Raw genomic sequence first — 20573 nt, 5'->3', positions numbered from 1 at the left:
AGCAGGGGACAACACTCGATCTGCTCAAAACGCAGATCGAATGCTACCCCAGATAGCGTCAATCAGCACGCCAAAAGCCCAAAATCAAAACCAAGGTACATCGACCAATAGTTCTTCGATCCCTCCACCTTTTGTCAACAGAACCTAGAACCCTCCACCTGTCTGCACATTTGACTTCTGGACCGTTCGGTGACCTCCAGGGGTTGTGTTCTTCTACAGGAGCTGCCGGAAGAAACTCAGTTATTGGCGATCAGGGGCTATGATAGCAATCTGCTCGGGATGTTTCTCATTGTCCAGAATATCACGGCCTGTATTCTATTGAAAAAACTGGAAGTTAAGCTTTCCCGGGGCTGGCGTCTGTATAAAAGGCGCTGCATGTCTGGAAAACTGAAAGACAGGCGACGCACACGCAACCGTATACGGACGATGCGCTCGTGCATTCCATGTCCGCAATCTACATTGCGGCAAGCTGCATTTTCTATTTTAAAGAATGAGTCCGGACCCAAGCCGCGTCAATTGGAAGGGAGTGCCTGAAGAACGATTGGACGGCTATTTTAAATCGTTTGGGATTTTCAAAATTTTTGATGAACCCTGAAGGTTCCTGTTATGCAGGCATTAATAAATTCTTAAAATATACTCAATGTATTTTGGTTCTGAACACACGGTCCAGAAAAATAGCCGTAATCGCAAAATTTGATTCTGGCGCAACATAATGATGCTGAACGTGATGTTTCTTTATGGAACGCAGGACCGGCAGCCGCATGGGAAACTGATGGCAGGCATAATGCACTACGTCATAAATGACATATCCCATGATAAAGCCAGCAACAAAGCATCCACCGTTGCCCATGCCGCCGATCATGACCCCGCCTGCCCACAGTAGTCCGGCCAGCGGGATGGAAAGCCCCAGCGGCATGAGGTTGCGCAGCGGGTGATTCGGCTGAACATGGTGGTTGCCATGCAGCATGAAGATCAGCGCCTGTCCAATACGGGAACGAAGCTGCAGGTGGAAAAGAAAACGGTGGGTGAAATATTCGACCACGAACCACACGGCAAAACCACTGCCGGTCGCCAGCAGGAACGCGCCATAGGAATGGCTGGCCTTTCCCCCTACAATGAGCAGGACAAGCAACAGCGCACTCCAGACCAATACGAAGGTCCGGAAAGAAATTTGCGTCAGACGCTCAAGAATCTCGTTCTGAAACAGACGAACGGGAGCCTCATTATGTGATCGGGACGGGCGCTTCATATTCCCATTTTCCGTTTTCAGTCTTTTATTTTAGACGCATTAACAAAACTCTACAAGCCGGGGTATTAATGCATACCGTATCAATACCATGCTTTCTTTAACCCTTTGGGGAAGGACATACCATTCCTGTCCGGGGGACTGTATGGAAAAAACCGCCATCATCTTAACGGGACGCAGACAGGTGCGCAGAGTTGCATTGTAGCCGCACTTCCTTCCAATCCCGTCATGTTTCTACCGTCCTGAGGCCGTTTAGGGATTGCGCCCCGCTCTCTCCGGGCATTCCTTACCCGTGTGGGTTGATACCCGCAATAGAAGCCGGGGCGGGTCGGTATCATCATGTGCATGGGGGATTGCAGAACTGCATATCGGTAGACGATATCGCCCTGCCGCCTTTTCCTCATCACGCCTATGCTCCATGACCTTTCCTCCTCGAAGGCTTCTGATCGCGGGGATCAAGAATGTGACGCTGGGGATGTCAGTTACAGCTTTCTGCGTCCCCATACAGTCATCGTTCCAGTGCGCGGGCTTCGATCAGATCATGAAGGCCTGCAGGAGAAATGTCCTGTGCGGATAAAGCGTTTTTATGGCCGGAAAGAGGAAAATCCACGACAACGAAAGGCGTATGCCGCGCCCCACCGGGAACAACCGAGCCGGGGATGGACGGGCGATGATCCCCAAAAAATACCAGCGTGGCCTTACAGGCCCGCTCCTGAAAACCCTTCATCAGCGTGGCCAGCATCTGATCGCTGCCCTGTAAATGGCGCAGGTAATGGGCCACACCCTCGCCTTTCCCGTTTGGCCAGGGACCATGATTTTCCATGGTCACGGCATATATGAACAGGGGTTCCGCTCCCTCCGCATCGACCAGCCGAAGGATCGCATCCGCAACATCACAGTCCTGTGCGTAGGGCATACTGGTGGACGCAGCGTGGGCGAAGGCATCATCGCCGATCAGGCGCTCGAAACCGATGGCGGGCATAAGGCGGTCTCGACCGTAAAACCCCAGATCGTGCGGATGGACGAACACGCTGCGGTATCCTGCCGCACCCAGTCGGTATGGCAGCGCGAATTCCTTCTCCCGCGCAGCGGTCAGAAACGGGTCGAAATAACGGAAACCGAGTTGTGCTTCCGTGCGCCCAAACAGTACGCCGTATTCCGTGCGCATTGTATAGGCACCAAAACCACTGACCTGTAGCGCGCCCCATGCAGATGCAGCCGCCTGCGCGCTCCGCAGGCCACTCATGGTCGGCAGGGCAGTTTCGCTCAGGCCAAGAGTGCACGGGTCAGCAAAGGATTCACACTGCACCACCACCACCACATCCCGCGCGGGTCTGGTCGTGGATGGCACCGGCGGTGGTGGAGCACCATCAGGCTCCGCCTGCCAGCGACGCCAGTAAAGATAAAGCGAACCGATCAGCCCCAGACGGCCAATATCCCTGCCTATATCCGGCACCGGTGCCCAGCGTGACACGGGCACGAGCCGCAGCCCAAGGGATGCCGCGACCACCATGCACAGCCCGGCGATTCGCGTGCCCGGTCGCAGCCCCTCAACGGAGACATAAATAAACAGGGCGGGAACAATCAGCACGATTGCAACCACCGCTACCCGTGCGAGCGGAGGAATGGAAAACAGATAAAATTTCGGATTGCGCAGGAAACTTTGCGCCACAACCACATCGCTGAACAGCAGCGGCTCACCCAGAAGCGACCATTTTATGTTGGAGGCCACAACCCCCACCGCAGCCAGCAGCACCATGACGCAGCCCGACAGCCACGCCGAGCCGGAAAGAAAGGCACACAGGCCATAGATCTGCCCCATGATCAGACCATGGATGACAAAGCGGGCATATGACCACCCCACCTGAACAGATGGCCGAGTCAGGCGTTCTGTCAGGAAGGTTATAAAAAACGCCGTCCCGAAAACTGCCACAGGAAATCCAAAGTTTGATGCGATGTTCATTCCAACCTGCTTTTCCAACCCATCCTACAGGCAGAACATGCCCCATACCATCCAGCCCGCCACACTCCGCTTACCCGGCATGAAAGGACATAAACAGTGGATACGGCACAATGACCCTTCTCTTTTGATTTTCTGAATATATAACGTGTCGGCTGATGCAGGCACCCCAGATGCCGCATCGCCATAATATTGACAATCAGGAAGACAGATACACGGACTGATGAAACAAGAATAATGAGAAATGGAATTATGCCCCCCCTCTTACGGTCCCCCCCAATGCGCAGGGGTATGCCTTCCCTTTCTGTCAGCCGTTCTTCCTGTCATCCCGCAGACCGTACCGCTACACTTGCTCCCGACGATGAAGATACTGCAAATCTGATCGTAAGCGGACGTGTTGGTGGGGCATTCTGGGGTCCAGCGCCGCATGTAACGCGGCCCATCGTGATATGCGATGGCCATCTTCCCGCAGCGGACCAGAAGCTGGCCTCCCGCCTTCTGTCATGGGCGCTACGGCACTATCCATCTGAAAGTATACTGCTGGTTGTCCGTCATCCCCACGGCTCAGCCGTAAGGATTGCACGACGCCACGGCGTGGCCGTCACAGATGCGCAGGTCGATCCGCATGCCCTGCTGGATGGCGCGCGCGAAGTGCATTGCACGGGGCCGCATGATCTGGCCGATCTGGCTGCCATGCGTGGCCTGCCGGTTCTCGTACATAGGGAAACCGGCGCTCTCCCCACCGTCTGGACACGATCAGATGCCTGCCTCCGCCTGATCCGGGGCACGCGGTATATCGACCCCTATACCGGAAAGCCGATCGGATGCCGCGAGGCCATCGCAATCCTTACGCTATGGCGTCGCACGATCCTGTCCAACCGACAGGTCGCGGCCTGCGCGGGCATGTCCCTGTGGAAACGGCGCAGGATTGCCGAATTCCTGGCTACAGCCCCCGGTTCACCACCCTTTATCCGTTATCCCAGTGCGCTTCGGCGCATTAGGCGTCCCCGGTCCGACCACGATACACAGGGTGTCGCCGTGTGGGCCACGCGCATTCCGCAGGGGCTGGAAGCAGCAGCCCGTACTGCCGGGCTGGAAATCTGGCGGGTGGAAGACGGGTTCATACGGTCCGTTGGTCTGGGCAGTGGATTACAGGTACCGTGTTCCATTTTTCTCGACCGGCGGGGAATTTATTACGATCCGTCCCGCCCCAGCGATCTTGAGCATATACTGGCAACCCACCCCTTCGACGACACGCTGCGTGAACGGGCACGGAAACTGATCGACCTGGTGGTCGCAGGCGGCATTTCCAAATACGGTGTCGATACGGATGGAGCATTACCCGAACGGGCGGATGCGCCCGCCGGCAGGCGTCCCGTCATTCTGGTGCCCGGTCAAGTCAGTGATGATATGTCGGTCCTGCTGGGTGGAGGGACCATTACCAGCAATATGGATCTGCTTCGCGCCGTCCGTGCCCGGAATCCGGACGCTGTCGTCATTTACAGACCTCACCCTGACGTGAATGCAGGGCATCGCGCGGGGGCATTGAATGACGCGGAAGTACGGCAATATGCTGACCAGATCAGTCGCGGCGGCTCCGTCATCTCCCTTCTGTCGAAGGTGGATGCGGTTCATACGCTGACATCCCTCGCCGGGTTCGAGGCCCTGCTGCGCGGGGTGCAGGTCGTTACTTATGGCGCGCCATTTTATGCCGGATGGGGACTTACCACAGATCTGGGGCCGGTTCCCCATACGCGTCGGCATCGCAGCCTTACGCTGGAAGAACTTGTCGCGGGCACACTACTCCTTTATCCGTCATATATTGACCCGCTAACCCGCCTGCCGTGCGAACCTGAAATGCTTATTGACAGAATCCAGGATGCACGGCTGTGGCGTCCCACTTTACTAATGCGCGCGCGCGAAATACAGGGGCGGGTCAGGCGCAGGCTTGGCCAGATGAAAACGGAACGGGTTACCCCTGTTGCAGGTGAGAAACAAAATACAAAAAGGGCAAACCCTGATGCATGATCCTTTCGTCAGGAAAGAGACATCACCCAGGCGGTTTCTTCTGCTTCAGGGACTGATGGGGCCTTTCTTCCGCATGGTCGGGATCGCGCTGCGTAAAAGCGGGCATGAGGTTTACAAGATCAATTTCAATGGGGGCGACCAGCTATTCTGGCGCCTGCCCCATGGCATTGATTATACAGGCGACGGGCAGCACTGGCCCGCCTTTCTGGAAGACGTGATCAACCGCCACCAGATTACGGACGTCATGCTGTTCGGGGATTGCCGTCCGATGCATAAGGCCGCGATTGAATTCTGCGGCCAGCGCCACATTCCGGTTCATGTATTCGAGGAAGGCTATATCCGCCCTGACTGGGTCACGCTGGAAGTGGACGGGGTAAACGGCAATTCCAGCCTGCCGCGTGACCCTGCGTGGTACCGGGCGGAGGCGGCCCGTCTGCCACCCGCACCAGTACACAATACGGTTCCCTCATCCTTCCGCAGGCGCGCACTGGAAGCTGTAGCCTATAATGCTGCTGACATCCTGACCCGGTGGTATTTCCACAAATGGAATGACTACCGTCCCTGGCATCCATGGACCGAAGGGATCGGCTGGCTCAAGCGCCTGCGTAACCGCAAGGCTGCTGAAATCCTGACACAGGAAATCATGCAGCATATTACCGATAGCGGTCACCCCTACATGCTGTTTCCATTGCAGCTTGATGCGGATGCACAGGTACGTCTCCATTCATCGTTTGCGGGCATGGAACCAGCGATCCGGCGTGTCATCAGTTCCTTCGCGGCCCATGCACCATCTGATACCGTCCTGCTGATCAAGGAACATCCCCTTGACAACGGTGTGCGGGACTGGCGCAGCCTGATCAATGATATCGCCCGCGAACATAAGGTAGGCGACCGGGTTTTCTACATTGAGACGGGCGACATCGCCCTGCTGGTGCAAAAAGCACGGGGTGTCGTCACCATCAACAGCACAACGGGCACGCTGGCGCTTGCCTGTGGCGTGCCGGTGCTGGCGATGGGACAGGCCGTATACAACATTCCCGACGTAACCGATCAGTGCGACCTAGATACGTACTGGGTATCTCCCACACCGCCCGACAAGGCGACCTATGATGCTTTCCGCCGGGTGCTGATTGACCGCTGCCTGATCCCCGGCGGCTTCTTCTCCGAACAGGGCCTGAAACAGCTGATACAGGGCGTGCTTGAGCGGATCAGCCGCAGTCCTGCTCCCGAACGGATCGCATCGGAAACCGTCGCCAGCGGCACACCACACTTCAGGCTCCACCTTCCCACCCGGAAACCGTCGCGCGCAAGCCAGCCTACTGTCGTGACCCACGACCGGGTATGAATATTTTGTCAGGTCGTATGCCACAGATTTTTATGGATGTTTCGCGGCTGCTTTCGCGTGCCGGCAATCCCGTACCCACAGGTATCGATCGGGTTGAGGTGGAATATGTCCGCTATCTGCTGCGCCACGCAGCAGAGCGGACCATTTTTACCGCGATCCACCCACTGGGACATATCGGGCTGCTGCAGCGCGATGAGGTCATTGCATTCATCGATCAGATGGAAGCGGTATGGAACGGCGAAAAAGTATCGCCCCGCAGTGCAAAATGGACGGCCCGGCACCTGACCTTTATCAGGACGCTGGCATCAGGCTCCGCAGTGCAACCGGGCGGCATATACCTGCTGGTGTCCCATCATCACCTGACACGTCCTGACTCCATTGCGCGCTTCCTGCGCCGTCACAGGGCCGTATTCGTACCGATGGTGCACGACCTGATTCCCATCGAATTTCCTGAATACGCACGACCTGCCGAACCGGAGCGTCATCTGCGCCGCATCACCACCGTTACGAATCTGGCCGACGGTGTCATTGTGCCATCCAAGGCAGTCGAAGCCTCCCTTGCCCCCTTCATCGTCCGGTCGGGACGGAAGATAACGGTAAAAACCATTCCGCACGGCCTGCACCTGCATGCAATGCGCGAAGAGACCGCAACCATGCCCCGCACATCGCAGGACCAGCGGCCCTACTTCGTTTCCCTTGGCACCATCGAACCCCGGAAAAACCATCTTCTGCTCCTCAACCAGTGGCGGAACATGGTTCAGGAACTGGGGGAGCACGCGCCGCAACTGATACTGGTCGGACGTCGGGGCTGGGAAAACGAAAACGTCCTCGACATGCTGGAGCGCTGTCCGGCCCTTCAGGGTCATGTTATCGAACATAATGACCTGTCAGATCCACAGGTTGTCGCCCTGCTGCGCCGTTCGCAGGGACTGCTGTTCCCCTCCTTTGCGGAAGGTTTTGGCCTGCCTCTGGCTGAAGCCCTGATGCTGGGTGTTCCCTGCATATGCAGCGACCTGCCCGTTTTCAGGGAAGTTGCGGGGGATGTGGCACTTTATCTGGACCCCACCAATGGACCGGCATGGCAGACGGCCATCATGGACCATATGCCCGACCGCCATCCCAAAAGACCCGGTCCCGCAGAGATTGCACCACTCGGTTTCGCCGACTGGCCCGTCCGCGCGGCCGAAGGCGTTGCTTTTGCGGATGCCATTGCGACTGAACATCACATATCGGGTTGAGGGCTGCCTGGATATTCCCTGCTTGCCGGGAGCAACGATATACTGGTGGCGGATTTTCTGGATAAAACTGAAGAAATTGTAGGAAATCAGATTCAGGAAAGTAACAAAATCTGGCAGCCGCCGGGAGGGCAGAGTATCACAGCCTGTATCCGCCGAAAAAACCGGCAATCAAGGTCTGATTGCTACTGGCATCTGCATAACAGGAGCCATCACATCAAAAATATGTTCAGAACGCTAAAGAACTGCCAACGTCCTGCAACCCCGATATGGATTGCTGCGCTTACACATTCACAGCGCAATCCATATCACAGCACGCTGCATCTCCTGTCTTAAAGCTTATGGCCCGAACCGGAATCGTAAGTAGATTCTTCAGCCGGAGCCATTCATTTTTTGAAGGGGTTACCCTGTGCATATGGCCAGTTTAAATAGAATCTGATAAAAGGTCTGACCTTCAATTCTCAGCTTTCATATCTGTAGGCATGTAGGTGCGCCTTGCGGGTCTGATATCGGCTCTACCATAACTTTTATCTGCGGTGTCCCATTGACCATCTTCTGTCTGTTGAAAAAATTGGGTCCAATACAATCTCCTGCCCTGAAGAGAGGATGCCTTGTCGCAATCGGGGGGGGATTGTTGCTTCTGGCGGGATGCAATTCGCTGCCAGACAGCGGTCCAACAGAAGCTCAGGTTAAACATTCGCAGCGTGACCCGAAAAAAAATAACCTTGGTTATGGCATCGTTCAGATTAGCCCCGAACTGGTAGCTTTGCTACAAAGTAAGGCTCCTCCACTTTTCAGCAGTTTCGACGTCGAAACTGCTGGGAGCGCCTCTCATGCCAGTAATGATACGGTTGGCCCTGGGGATGTTCTGCAAATATCCATATATGAAGTCGGCAGTGCGATTTTCAGTCCCAGCAGCGCGACGATGGCTGCATCTACTGCAGGGGGCACCAATGCGATGCCCACTTCGTCTACCGCTTCCAGTCTGCCACCTGTCAATGTGGATGGAAGCGGCAACATCGAAATTCCTTTTGCCGGTCAGATCCATGTTACTGGAATGACCACCAATGATGTCTCTCTGGCCATCACTGCCAGGCTCAAGCAGAAATCAATGGCGCCACAGGTCGTGGTGCGCATTGTCTCTGATATTGCCAATTCAGTTATGGTTTATGGCGGCGTCCGGCATCCCAGTCGTATAACCCTGACACCGAATCAGGAGCGGATTCTGGATGTCATCGCTCTTGCGGGCGGAGAAGATCATACAACCCAGTCGGATGAAGATTATACGGTCAGGCTGATACGCAACGAGCAGGTTGCCGAACTGCCCCTGAAAACCATAGAAAACGATCCACAGCAGAATATTGTCATGCAGCCGGGCGACCGGGTGCAACTTGTCTTTCAGCCGCGTAGCTACACGGTTTTTGGTGCGAGCGGACAGGTTACCCAGACCCAGTTTTCAACGCCGACACTGACCATGGCCGAGGCCATCTCACGTGTGGGTGGTCCAATAGATTCCCGGGCAGATCCAAACGCGGTTTATCTGTTCCGTTTTGAAAGTGCTGATGTCTTGCGTCATCTGGGCATGCCCATTGATGAAAACGCAACTACTGGGCCAGTTATCTATCAACTCGACATGATGAATCCTAGTAATTATTTTCTGGCAGATAAATTCATGATGCGTGACCGGGATCTACTGTACGTCGCCAATTCTTCAAGTAATAAATTTTATAAATTCTTCGGATTAATCAGTACTCTTGTTTCGCCAGGCATTACAGCGGCTTGGATAGCAAAATAATGAGTAGGCGCCAGGAACATAAGGTTTTTATGAGGATGTATGTAATGCCCTGTATGGGTGATCATATCCTTGGAAAAGCTCTGCCCAATATCCTCTCCTGCGTTTTTGACCGGAATGATGCTCCATGAATATCGACATACACACTCATGATGGTGAAGATCAGTATCAGGAGGACTCCCTGCTGACCAAGATATTAAACTGGTTTCGGGGGCATATATACTTTGTTATATTCGTTCTGGGCCCAACGTTCATAACATTCCTTTATTTATCGCTCATAGCAACACCGCAGTACATATCTGAAGCGCATTTTGTAGTGCGTGGGCATTCAGCCCAGTCGGGTATATCCCTGAGCAGTATTCTGCAATCCAGTAGCGGGGGGAGCGGCTCCACGTCTGAAAATACGTATGTAGTTCAGGATTATATGCAATCACGTGATGCGGCTGAACTGCTTATCAAGCAAAATAAATTGCTGGATGTGTATTCTCGCCCTGAGGCGGATTTTCTGGCGCGGTACCCATTTTTTCTTTTTCAAAGAAACTTTGAGCATTTTTATAATTATTACAAAAGACATGTTCTGGTTGAACAGGATTCGGAAACCAATATTTCTATTCTGACGGTTCGTACTTTCCGTGCAGAGGATTCTCAAAAAATTGCCCGAGCTTTGTTGGACGCTGGCGAGAACCTTGTAAACGATATTAACCAACGTCAGAGGGAAAACCTGATTCGCGCAACTAGCGCAGAAGTGAAGACAGCCGAATCCAAGCTGCGCGATCTTAACCAGAAGCTGGCTGAATATCGTAATGTTGTCGCTTTAATTGACCCCATGCGGCAATCTGGCCCCATGGTTGGTTTTGTTACCAGCCTTCAGAATATGCTGACATCTACCCAGATGCAGTTGAATCAGCTACGCGAGGCTGCTCCCAATAGTCCCCTGATATCTGCTTACCAGCATCAGGCCGATGTCCTGTCTGAGCAGATCAAGAAATCAGGAAGTGAGATTACAGGGTCCGATACATCCCTCGTGCCCAAGATTACCGGGTATGAAGACCTTATGGTACAACGGGACATCCAGCAGCGGATTTTGCTCAGTAATGTTGCATCGCTTGAAGGAGCTAAGCAGCAGGCAAACCAGCAGATGATCTACGTTGATGAAGTCGCTCAGCCAAATGCCGCTGATTGGCCCGAATATCCTCGCAATATCGTTGTACTTGTCATTGTCTTTTTTTCCTGTCTGGGACTTTTTGTTATGGGTCGTCTGCTTATTGCCGGTGCACAGGAACGCCACCTCCGGTGATTATGTGTAACCTATGATTCATCCTGAATATTCGCTGAATAGGCAGGCCTTCTGCCTTTCAGTTTTTTAAGGAAAAAATCCTGACATGTTGCGTTGTATTGATATTGTTAAAGATTATCATGTAGACGGGCAGACAAGGCGAATTCTTGATCACGTCAGTTTCCAAGTTGAGCGTGGAGAAAAGCTAGGAATCCTCGGAAGGAATGGCGCGGGTAAGTCAACACTCATTAAGATTCTTGGAGGTGTTGAACTGAGTACTTCCGGTCGGGTTCAACGCAATATGTCAGTTTCCTGGCCCCTTGCATTTGGAGGTGCCTTCCAAGGAAGCTTAAGTGGACTGGATAATCTACGATTTATTTGTCGCATCTATAATCTTGATTACAAAAAAACCCGTAAATACGTTGATGATTTCTCGGAACTTGGGAAACAATTAATGGATCCAGTCAAGACGTATTCTTCAGGAATGCGGGCTCGGTTGGCATTCGCTCTTTCTGTAGTTATTGAATTTGATTGCTATCTTATTGATGAAGTCATCATGGTGGGCGATGCTCGCTTTTTTGAACGCTGTCGGGACGAACTCTTTATCAAGCGTGCCGATCGTGCCCTTATTATTGTCTCACATGATATGAACTTTATTAAAGAGATATGTGATAAAAGTGCAGTCATTCACAATCGAAAAATGATAGAATGCCCAAGTGTGCAGGATGGTATTGATTTATATCATTCCTTATAAATAAAATATAAAAGTAATTCCCATAATTTTAGAATCATGGCCGATTTGTTGAACTGTTTAGACGCTCCACGGTGGGTAATTCACAGGTTTGTAGAAGGTCAAGCCTGTGGGCAGCCTATTTTTTACTATCAAAAAGTCAGATGATACGGATTGAGTTGTTTTTTGCAGGCGTATGGCCGCGCGAGGACGATCGTCACATGCAGTGGGACCATGTATGTGATTCGTAATGGGCGGAAGATGATACGGGAGCATATGAACTGCACAAGACCTTATACAACCGGTTTATCAGCTGGAGCCGTGGCTTTCGTCCAAGCATTCTACATCCGCGCAGAGTTCCGGTAGTCGCCTGTCCCAAATGGGTTTATGAGCATCGGCATCTGCTTTGAAATCTATGGGCAAAGGGTTCAAGGGATGGCGGGCTGTTGCGCTCCCAATAGCGAGAAGATAGACGCCTCCTTCTTCTCCGTCATTCTCATTGCTGCCTCAATAGGTTACATCAAGACCTAACCGGTTTTGGATGCAAAGCTTGCGACTGCTGTATTGTCTATGGTTCGGACAATCTGCGTGTGGTTATGAAATTCTCTTCCCGTTGCGTGAAACAGGGCGTCATCAACCTGATACTAAAACACCAATAACATTTCCAAACAGAATGGAGATGATATAATGGGCGACCACATCATATAGCGCGTTACGTAGGGTTGGCAGGAGATAAGATGAAGAATCTTGTAATTGACTTGGATTATACGATTTGCACACCGTATGAAAATGAAGATCAGGTCGAAGATCCTGCTTTAAAATATAGCCAAGCCGCCCCCATTCCAGATGTTATAAAAAAAATATGTGAATATAAGAAAAACGGATTTCATATTACCATCCACACAAGCCGTAATATGCGGACATACAATGGCGATGTCTCGGCCATCATAAAGAACACTTTGCCCATTATCACGGAATGGCTCGAGAGGCATAAAGTGCCTTATGATGCAATCGTCGTTGGTAAGCCCTGGTGTGGAAATGATGGGTTTTATGTGGACGACAAAGCGATTCGTCCGTCTGAGTTTCGTGATCTAAGCTACGATCAGATTACAGAACTTCTCAATAAAGAGAAAATATAATGAGCAGCGCTTACTTTATCATTCTGAGCGGGGCATATATCTGCCCGGAACTGGTTGCAGAATTTGGAACTCTTCCACCTGCTTTTCTTCCTAATGGCGGTCGTCGTCTTTACGAGGACCAGCTGAAGCAGGCAGCCGCACTGAATGCACAGCCCATTATTGTGCTGCCTGATAACTATACTCTGCCTCATTATGATATGGAGCGTATTGAAGCTGCCAATATCCATATTGAACGGGTTCCGCCGACGGCGTCCATCTTGGAAAGTCTGTCGCAGGGACTTGCTTCTGTAGAGAAGGGCAATTCTGTATATGTTCTATTTGGCGATACGCTGATCGAAAGCGCGTCGCCTTGGCCGCAAAATGGTTTTGCCGCTGGCGGTACCCATCATCTTGCTCGGTGGAGCGAGTTTGAAGTTAAAGATGGTCAGTGCGTTTTCTACGAGTATCAGCGCGACAGCGAACGGACCACCGATATCGTTGCTGGCTTCTTCAATTTCCATAACGGCGACGCGTTCAAGGGGCTTGTCCAGTCGAACCTGGTGCATAAGCGGAGCTTCATTGAAGTTCTGAATGAATATGCCCAGGAAAATACGCTTGAACCCATATACGACATAACGTGGCTGGATTTTGGCCATCTTTATACCTACCATCAGTCCCGTTGCCGTGAACTGCTGGCCCGGTCCTTTAACAGCATCGTGAGTGATGGCTGCTCGGTAGTCAAAACGGGAACTCCCGAACGTAAAATTTTTGCGGAAGCAGAATGGTTCAGGAATCTGCCTCCCAAGCTACGTCCCTATACGCCGCATTTCATTGATGCCGGCCTTGCGGAAACGTATAGCTATGAACTGGAATATCTATATTTTCCCCTGATATCTGAACTCTTCTGCTTTGGGCGACTTCCTGGCCATACATGGGAACTAATTCTGGGCAACTGCATGGATTTCCTTGGGAAAATGCAGTCCATCCGGCCCAAGGCTTTTGAAATCGGTGATAATTATCCTGCGATCTTCTTTAACGATATGATCCAGGGAAAGACAGGTAAGCGACTGGAAACCTTTGCACGGGACAACGACATCTCCCTGACAAAGGAATGGCGTTACAATGGCAAGGCTGCACCTTCATTGCAGGCACTTGGTGAAGAACTGATCGCGGCCATTCCGCCCACCACGCAGGAAGACATCACCATGTGGCATGGTGATTTCCACTTCGGAAATATTTTCTATAATTTCCGCTCAAACCGCGTCAACGTGGTAGATCCGCGGGGCATGTTGTCAAATGGCACCCTTACCATGTTCGGGGATGCGCGCTACGATATTTCCAAACTTGGGCATTCCATATTCGGGTTTTATGATTTCCTGATCGCAGACAGGTTTGATCTGCAATCTTCCGATTATAACCTGGATCTGAGTTTCGGCTCAGACCCGGCGCGCGAACATCTGTTGAATCTCTATAAAAACACGCGTGTGGGAAAATATGCCTGCATGGACCGTTCGGCCATCGCGATGACAGCGTTGCTGTTCCTGAGCATGCTACCACTCCATACAACCAACAAGAAGCGCCAGAAAGCGATACTCGCCAACGCATTCAGACTGAAAGAGATGATGGAGACAAGCGCGTGATTATTTTTCCTATGGTCGGGATGAGCCGTCGTTTTCGTGAAGCCGGATATGCCAAGCCCAAGTATATGCTACCGCTTGGCAAGCATACCTGTTTTGATTATTCCGTGATGGGATTCATCAAGGCCGCTCAGGACGATACCCTTACTTTTGTCATGCGCCGGGATTTTGATACGCCAGATTTTGTTCGTCAGCGTCTGGATGCCCTTGGAGTGACCAATGCACGCCTCGTGATCCTTGATGAAATGACGGCAGGGCAGGCGGAAACCGTTGAACATGGCATTGATGGTATCACGGATGCTGGCCCCAACGGCATGACTATTTTTAACATAGATACTTTCCGCCCTGGTTTTACGTTTCCTGCGCAGCTTCACCAGAAAGATGGTTATCTGGAAACCTTCGTAGGCGAAGGCGATAACTGGTCGTTTGTCGAACCCGATGGCAGCGATCAGAATCGCGTTATCCGCACTACTGAAAAAGAGCCGATTTCGCGCTTTTGCTGCACAGGACTTTATCAGTTTGCCCAGGTTGATGCTTTCCGTTGGGCCTTGAACGAAGAACGGAAAAATCCAAGCAAGAACGAACTGTATGTAGCTCCGATCTATAACCATCTGATCAAAGCTGGGAAAGAAATCGGATATACCGTTGTTCCTAAGGAAGACGTTATATTCTGTGGCGTGCCTGCGGAATATGAAGCTCTGATTGCAGATGATGGCGAAAAATTAGCTAACATCTTCACTTCAAACTGAATGGACTACGCTTGTTAATTTAATACATGCGTTAATATTTGAGTCTGGAGATTTTTTTGTCTGCCGAATTTATTATTAAAGAGCTAGAGGGCCTTGCTGAGGATGGAGCACAGCTTTCCATCGTCATGCAGGGTCCTTTATTAAAGACGAACCTTAATGACTGTGCTCTGATCTGTCGTCATTGGCGCCAGCTATTTTCGCAGGCAGAAATTATATTTTCAGTTTCATCATGTGATTTTCTGAAATCTGGGAACCATATTTCTGGATTGTTCCCAGAGGATTTTGTAACGACGGTCGCTGAATTTGATACAACTAAAAGAAATTCTCTAAAAGTTCTGTTTGATTGTGCAGATATCATTGTAAAATCTCGTGATGAAATACCACTTCCGCCAATAAAAAATGATACCAATTCTTTAAATAATATAAACCTACAGATAGAGTCTGCAAGGAAAGGTCTGGAATACGTTTCCAGAAAGTACACGCTTCGAATCAGAAGTGACTTATGCTTCACAAGTAAAAAATTTATAGAAATATATAAAAATAATCTATTTAGCCCACGAGGAAAATATGGAGTCTTCTCTCAAAAAGTTCTTATATCAGAAACTTTTACGATAAACCCCATAACACTATATAAAATGCCGTTCCATTATAGTGACTGGTTCCATTTTGGGTTAAGCAAAGACATAAAAGATTTATGGGAATGTGTAAGGAAAATCTCTTTTCCAGATAGTGTTTACTATCAGAGCAATCATTTTTTAAAAAATACAAACCTACTGGAAAAAAGATTTCTTATCAGGCTAGCTTGTGAACAGTATATACATTTTCCTTATTTCAAAAAATCATTTCCGCATTTGAAGCTTGATTATCATAATGATACAAAATTCGTGAAAGAGTCTTTGTATATTATGGCAGATAATTTCATTGTAGCTAATTTAAGAGATATGAATGCCTATATAAAAAAATATCAGCATATTGTAAGAAAAATGAGCAAGCATACACGGATCGAATGTATGTCACAGGCTATTTTAGATGAAATTATAGAAGATCCACAAAATAATATTGATAAAGTTTTTTCAAAACAAACAAAAATATCACATGACAGAATGTTTTGGGCGCATGATCGCAGAACAGCTCTGTTTAGGCGTTTTATTAAAAAGGTTAACCGCTTTCTTGCTTGGTACAGAAGTAGTTAGAGCCAGTTTAGAAAATCTATGGATGAGCGTTTCGGCCCCCATGGCGACGATAATCATGACCTTTGATACGTCGGTGCGACTCTCGTAATTCCGGACCAGGCGCCGCCATCTGGTCATCCAGCTGAAGGTTCGCTCCACGACCCATCAGCGCGGCAGCGCCCCAAACGCTCGGGCACCCTCGCGGTGGTGGATGATCTGAATGACGAAGTCGAGATAAATTTCCTTGTCCATGAGCTTGAGCCGATCGCAGGCGCCATAGGCGAACAGGTGCTTTATCCAGGGCCAGATCATCTGGGCACCTGCACTATCCGAGATATCGGCAGAAGCAAGATTGATCATCAACAGACGTCCGTCCATATCGACGGCAATGTGAATAGCCCCGGGTTTTGTGGAGACGTTTTTTATCTGAACTAAGCGGCTAAAGCATGTAATTTCTGCTGAGCATAAAAGCGAGCCTCAGCTTCTGCTGGCGGGATGTTTCCAATGGATGACAGAATGCGGCGATTATTGAACCAGTCCACCCATTTGAGTGTGGCCAGTTCAACAGCTTCCCTGTTTTTCCATGGCCCCTGCCGATAGATGAGTTCGGTTTTGTAGAGACCATTTATGGTCTCGGCCAGGGCGTTATCATAGGAATCCCCAACACTTCCGACAGAGGCAACGAGGCCTGCTTCAGCCAGTCTTTGCGTGTAGCGAATGGACACATACTGACAGCCCCTGTCGGAATGATGGGTCACTTTCCCCTCGGGCTGCCTCTGGCACAGAGCCTACTCCAGGGCATCCAGTACGAAGTCGGTATGGGCAGTTGATGAGACGCGCCAGCCCACAATCACGCGGGCGAATACATCAATGATGAAAGCGACATACACAAAGCCCTGCCATGTGGAAACGTAAGTGAAATCCGAAACCCACAGCCTGTTGGGAGCTGGCGCATGGAACAGGCGCTGCACCAGATCCTGTGGGCAGGGGCGTTGCGGATCTGGCCGTGTGGTTCTGACCCCCTTGCCACGAATGACACCTTTCAGTCCTATCTGGCGCATCAGCCGCTCTACCGTGCAGCGGGCGACATTCCTGTCTTCGCGTCTGAGCTGATGCCAGACCTTACGCGCTCCATAAACACAAAAATTATCGTTCCATACCCTACGGATTTCATCGCACAGTCCTTTGTCTTTCTGGCTGCGCATACAAGGATTTTTCTGTCTGGTCACAAAAGCATAATAGACAGATGGCGCAATCGGCAGAACCCTGCAGATTGACCCGACACCATATGCCTACCGGTGCTCATCGATGAAGCGCGTCATGGCCTGAAGCAGCGGTCGAGTTCCGCCTGGGCAAAATATGCTGACGCCTTGCGCAGGATCTCATTGGCCTGCCGCAGTTCGCGGTTTTCCCGCTCCAGTTGTCTGATCTTCTCCCGATCAGGGAGGTCACTCACTGCAGGCGCATTGGCCCGTTCATGTAAACGGGTCCATTTTGACAGCGTATCAGGGTGAATATCCAGCTTTGGAGCGATCATCATCACCGCTGACCATCGCGAAGGATGGTTCTTCTCTTCCTCCAGAACCATGCGGGCTGCACGTTCACGAAATTCAGGCGGAAAACGCTTCAATTTGTTACTCATCACTGTCTCTTACCTCACGGGTCTTGCTGTCTCCACAAAACCCGGGGCAATTCACTTTTACCCGGTTCTTCCACAACGGACGGATCTGCCTGACGAATAACGCCGCCGAACGCGCGCTGCGCGGTATCGCCCTGGGCAGAAAAGCCTGGCTGTTCGCCGACTCCGATTGCGGTGGGCAGCGCGCCGCCGACATGTATTCCCTCATCGGCACCGCCAAGCTCAACCACATCGATCCCCACGCCTGGCTCGCTGACGTCCTTGCCCGGATCAACGATCTGCCGGTCTCACGCCTGCACGAACTCCTGCCATGGAACTGGAAAACCTCAGGACAGCACCAGAATATCCATGCCCCCTGAACACGCACGCGGCACTCCCCGGATGCTTACGCTTCGCCCACAGGTTGTCGACCAGATGCCGGTGTCTGTAAGACCATTTGGGACAGGCGGCTTCCGGATCATTCTTCCTTGGTAGAATGACGGGACGAACTCCCCGGTTCCAGAGATATTCACGGAATTTATGCGAGGAATATCCACGATCACAGACGACATAGGTCGGTGGGTACGGATTACGCGGATGGCAGTTCATGTGCCTGTCCGGGCGAAAGCGTGAAAGACAGTGCCCTGCCACGTCCATCCGCAGCTCAGCAAACCCTAGTGCCAAAACCTCCACATGAGCGGCCGGGCGCCTCACGATCCCTGTGGCGTTCACTGTATCCTCTTTTTGGCGGCCCCGGCCGCCTTGTGATGGGCACGGATCGTCGTGCCATCAGGAAAAACCATGCCCGGCGCCGGGTCCGTGCCCCTGACCTTTTCAGACAGGCGCTGCCAGACACCGGGTTTCGACCAGCGAATGAACAGTTGTGCGGCAATCCACCAGGGACCAAACCCGGACGGCAGGGCGCGCCACTTCGCGCCGTTCTGATGGCACCAGAAAATCACCGATATCGTCCGTCGAAGGTTCCTCGGCGGGGCCTTGCCCTTCGGACGGACTCCCTCGATCAGCGGCTCCAGGACAGACCAGGCCTGATCAGAAAAGACAGGCTGCTCATGCTCATCATAAATAGCTGTGCAGCCTGTTCTGTTATGTAAGACCTAACAAGCTCTAATAATATGATTAAGAAATCTGGTTTATAGACCCATTGAAGAGATATATTTTTCTCCAAAACGTTTTGTAATAGAGTTTTTGGAATCGGCGAAGAACTTCTTCGGATTTCTTTTCAATTTATTTTTTTTATTCTCACTCAATAAGTAAATCAATATTTTAAAGAAAATTTTTGTCATTATATCTTTTGGTGGAGGGAAATCCTCATTATTTGGATTATTTTTGAGTGATTTATTTGCAATTTCAATTTCTTTCTTGAATAAATGTTTAATATTAATATTTTTCTCTGCATTGAAAATAATTTTTTTCCATGCTTCATGGGTCATGCATACAATATTAATATTGTTGTGTCGCATTATGTGCTGATATTTTGCAAAGTAAATTTTTGTTTTTGTAAAATCAGATATTATAAAATTGTCTGCGAGTATATAAAGAGACTCATTTATTGATGTCGTGTCATTGTGGTAATCTAGTTTTATATTCTGAAAGAATTTTTTGAAAACAGTTATGGCTAGATACTGTTCGACAGCATATCGGCTAATAAACGTATTTTCCCGTGGTCCGGAGCCTTTCTTATAAGTATTGCGCTGATAATAAGTGGCATCAATTATGCCATAGGATGGAACATCCCATAATTTTTTTACATCTTCGATAAGACCGAAATGCATCCAGTCGCTATAGTGAAAAGGAAGTTTTTCAAATGTGAATGGATTAAGCGTAAAGAATTCAGAAATTAATACACGTTGCTTTAACGCGGCATATTTTCCGCGGGGAAGATTGTAATTATCAATATAGTAATCTATTAATGATGTATCTGAAAAAACAATATCATTTCTAATTCTTAAAACATAATCTGTATCTACCAGCCTGAGTCCAGCTTTGGCGGCTTCTATCTGGAGGTTACAATTATTTTCACGAAGGCCGCTTTTGACGGGTGGCAACACGATGGCCGAGTCCGACATAACAACTATATCGCAAAACTTATCTATTAATGCCAATGCATCTTGGAATACAATATTGTTTCTATGTATTCTAACAATACGTAATTTAGGAATAATTCCTGAACCCTCGAAAATTATAAGATCCGATTGCGATATCGAAAAAATAATTTTAGATTTTGGGAAAATACTCCGCCATTGCGATATTAATTGGGCAGTCTGGACTATATTCCAGTCATATAAAGGTCCTTGCACTACGATTGACAAAGAATTTATTATGTCATCTTTTTTTATTGTACTGTTAGTCATATTTTATTTTTACCCATCTGTTTATGCGATAGAATGTGACTAATTATATATCATATTTATATTAAAATGATAACGTCATCAATGACGGTCTTCAAATCACTCAGAGCCTGAATCAGAAAGCGGTTTGATTGATTTTCCTCAGAACTCTGCGGATATGGGGCAATCATTAACCACGCGTGGGATGACGAGATTGTTGCCTCGACATCCTTCGTGAGGCGACGGCAGCGTCCGGGCCATGCAAAGCTGCGCTCCACGATCCAGCGTTTGGGCAGGACGACGAAGCCTTCGGCCCGAT

The 20573-nt window shown here is 50.2% G+C and carries 14 protein-coding genes, 4 pseudogenes and 1 other annotated feature; of the genes and pseudogenes, 11 read left to right on the top strand and 7 right to left on the bottom strand.

Annotated features, from left to right (window positions below):
* Positions 1-637: 637 nt before the first annotated feature.
* Both ACBR42_RS15525 and ACBR42_RS15520 read right to left on the bottom strand, forming a co-directional pair.
* Positions 638-1249 (bottom strand): sterol desaturase family protein, encoded by a 612-nt coding sequence (locus ACBR42_RS15525; RefSeq protein WP_110548340.1) that lies wholly within the window; start codon positions 1247-1249, stop codon positions 638-640.
* Between the two features lie 505 nt (positions 1250-1754).
* A complete protein-coding gene (locus ACBR42_RS15520) occupies positions 1755-3110 on the bottom strand; it encodes an LTA synthase family protein (RefSeq protein ID WP_371208603.1) in 1356 nt (451 codons plus the stop codon).
* Between the two features lie 690 nt (positions 3111-3800).
* On the opposite strand from ACBR42_RS15520, the gene ACBR42_RS15515 reads away from it, so the two are divergent.
* From ACBR42_RS15515 to ACBR42_RS15470, 10 genes are all read left to right on the top strand, one after another.
* On the top strand, positions 3801-5234 hold the full coding sequence (locus ACBR42_RS15515) for a hypothetical protein (protein WP_371208602.1): 1434 nt from the start codon (positions 3801-3803) through the stop codon (positions 5232-5234).
* A 55-nt stretch (positions 5235-5289) separates the two neighbouring features.
* Positions 5290-6579: a capsule biosynthesis protein gene (locus ACBR42_RS15510; protein WP_371208601.1), complete on the top strand. Its 1290-nt coding sequence runs from the start codon at positions 5290-5292 to the stop codon at positions 6577-6579.
* A gap of 17 nt (positions 6580-6596) precedes the next feature.
* Positions 6597-7817, top strand: coding sequence for a glycosyltransferase family 4 protein (locus tag ACBR42_RS15505; RefSeq protein WP_371208600.1), 1221 nt, complete (start codon positions 6597-6599; stop codon positions 7815-7817).
* Between the two features lie 631 nt (positions 7818-8448).
* Positions 8449-9609 (top strand): polysaccharide biosynthesis/export family protein, encoded by a 1161-nt coding sequence (locus tag ACBR42_RS15500; protein ID WP_371208599.1) that lies wholly within the window; start codon positions 8449-8451, stop codon positions 9607-9609.
* Between the two features lie 124 nt (positions 9610-9733).
* Entirely contained in the window at positions 9734-10903 is a 1170-nt protein-coding gene (locus ACBR42_RS15495) for a capsule biosynthesis protein (RefSeq protein WP_110548336.1), read from the top strand.
* A gap of 85 nt (positions 10904-10988) precedes the next feature.
* Positions 10989-11636: an ABC transporter ATP-binding protein gene (locus tag ACBR42_RS15490; RefSeq protein ID WP_110548335.1), complete on the top strand. Its 648-nt coding sequence runs from the start codon at positions 10989-10991 to the stop codon at positions 11634-11636.
* A 713-nt stretch (positions 11637-12349) separates the two neighbouring features.
* A complete protein-coding gene (locus tag ACBR42_RS15485; RefSeq protein ID WP_102325124.1) occupies positions 12350-12751 on the top strand; it encodes an HAD-IIIC family phosphatase in 402 nt (133 codons plus the stop codon).
* The gene (locus tag ACBR42_RS15480; RefSeq protein WP_371208598.1) at positions 12751-14370 is read left to right on the top strand and encodes a phosphotransferase; all 1620 of its coding nucleotides are present in this window, start codon (positions 12751-12753) and stop codon (positions 14368-14370) included. Before ACBR42_RS15485 ends, ACBR42_RS15480 begins: the two co-directional genes overlap by 1 nt.
* A complete protein-coding gene (locus tag ACBR42_RS15475; protein ID WP_371208597.1) occupies positions 14367-15116 on the top strand; it encodes a capsular biosynthesis protein in 750 nt (249 codons plus the stop codon). The genes ACBR42_RS15480 and ACBR42_RS15475 overlap by 4 nt, the downstream gene beginning before the upstream one ends.
* Before the next feature lie 56 nt (positions 15117-15172).
* Complete coding sequence (locus tag ACBR42_RS15470; protein ID WP_371208596.1) at positions 15173-16309, top strand: WavE lipopolysaccharide synthesis family protein; 1137 nt, start codon at positions 15173-15175, stop codon at positions 16307-16309.
* A 33-nt stretch (positions 16310-16342) separates the two neighbouring features.
* Here the strand turns inward: ACBR42_RS15470 and ACBR42_RS15465 are convergent.
* Together ACBR42_RS15465 and ACBR42_RS15460 are read right to left on the bottom strand one after the other, a co-directional pair.
* Positions 16343-16681 (bottom strand): annotated as a pseudogene (locus ACBR42_RS15465) (IS5/IS1182 family transposase); the annotation flags it as partial.
* A 38-nt stretch (positions 16682-16719) separates the two neighbouring features.
* Positions 16720-17930: pseudogene (locus ACBR42_RS15460) on the bottom strand (IS3 family transposase).
* Positions 17536-17652: a sequence feature (AL1L pseudoknot), on the bottom strand. (Overlaps the previous pseudogene by 117 nt.)
* A gap of 56 nt (positions 17931-17986) precedes the next feature.
* Between ACBR42_RS15460 and ACBR42_RS15455 the strand changes: the two are divergent.
* A pseudogene (locus tag ACBR42_RS15455) lies at positions 17987-18286 on the top strand (transposase domain-containing protein); the annotation flags it as partial.
* A 348-nt stretch (positions 18287-18634) separates the two neighbouring features.
* Here the strand turns inward: ACBR42_RS15455 and ACBR42_RS15450 are convergent.
* From ACBR42_RS15450 to ACBR42_RS15440, 3 genes and pseudogenes are all read right to left on the bottom strand, one after another.
* Positions 18635-18928 (bottom strand): transposase, encoded by a 294-nt coding sequence (locus ACBR42_RS15450; protein WP_371208604.1) that lies wholly within the window; start codon positions 18926-18928, stop codon positions 18635-18637.
* Positions 18929-19057: 129 nt separating this feature from the next.
* A complete protein-coding gene (locus ACBR42_RS15445) occupies positions 19058-20278 on the bottom strand; it encodes a WavE lipopolysaccharide synthesis family protein (RefSeq protein ID WP_371208595.1) in 1221 nt (406 codons plus the stop codon).
* A 112-nt stretch (positions 20279-20390) separates the two neighbouring features.
* Positions 20391-20573: pseudogene (locus ACBR42_RS15440) on the bottom strand (transposase); the annotation flags it as partial.

The sequence above is a fragment of the Komagataeibacter sp. SM21 genome (assembly GCF_041402665.1).
GTDB lineage: Bacteria > Pseudomonadota > Alphaproteobacteria > Acetobacterales > Acetobacteraceae > Komagataeibacter > Komagataeibacter saccharivorans.
This window is presented reverse-complemented; position numbering and strand designations above follow the sequence as displayed.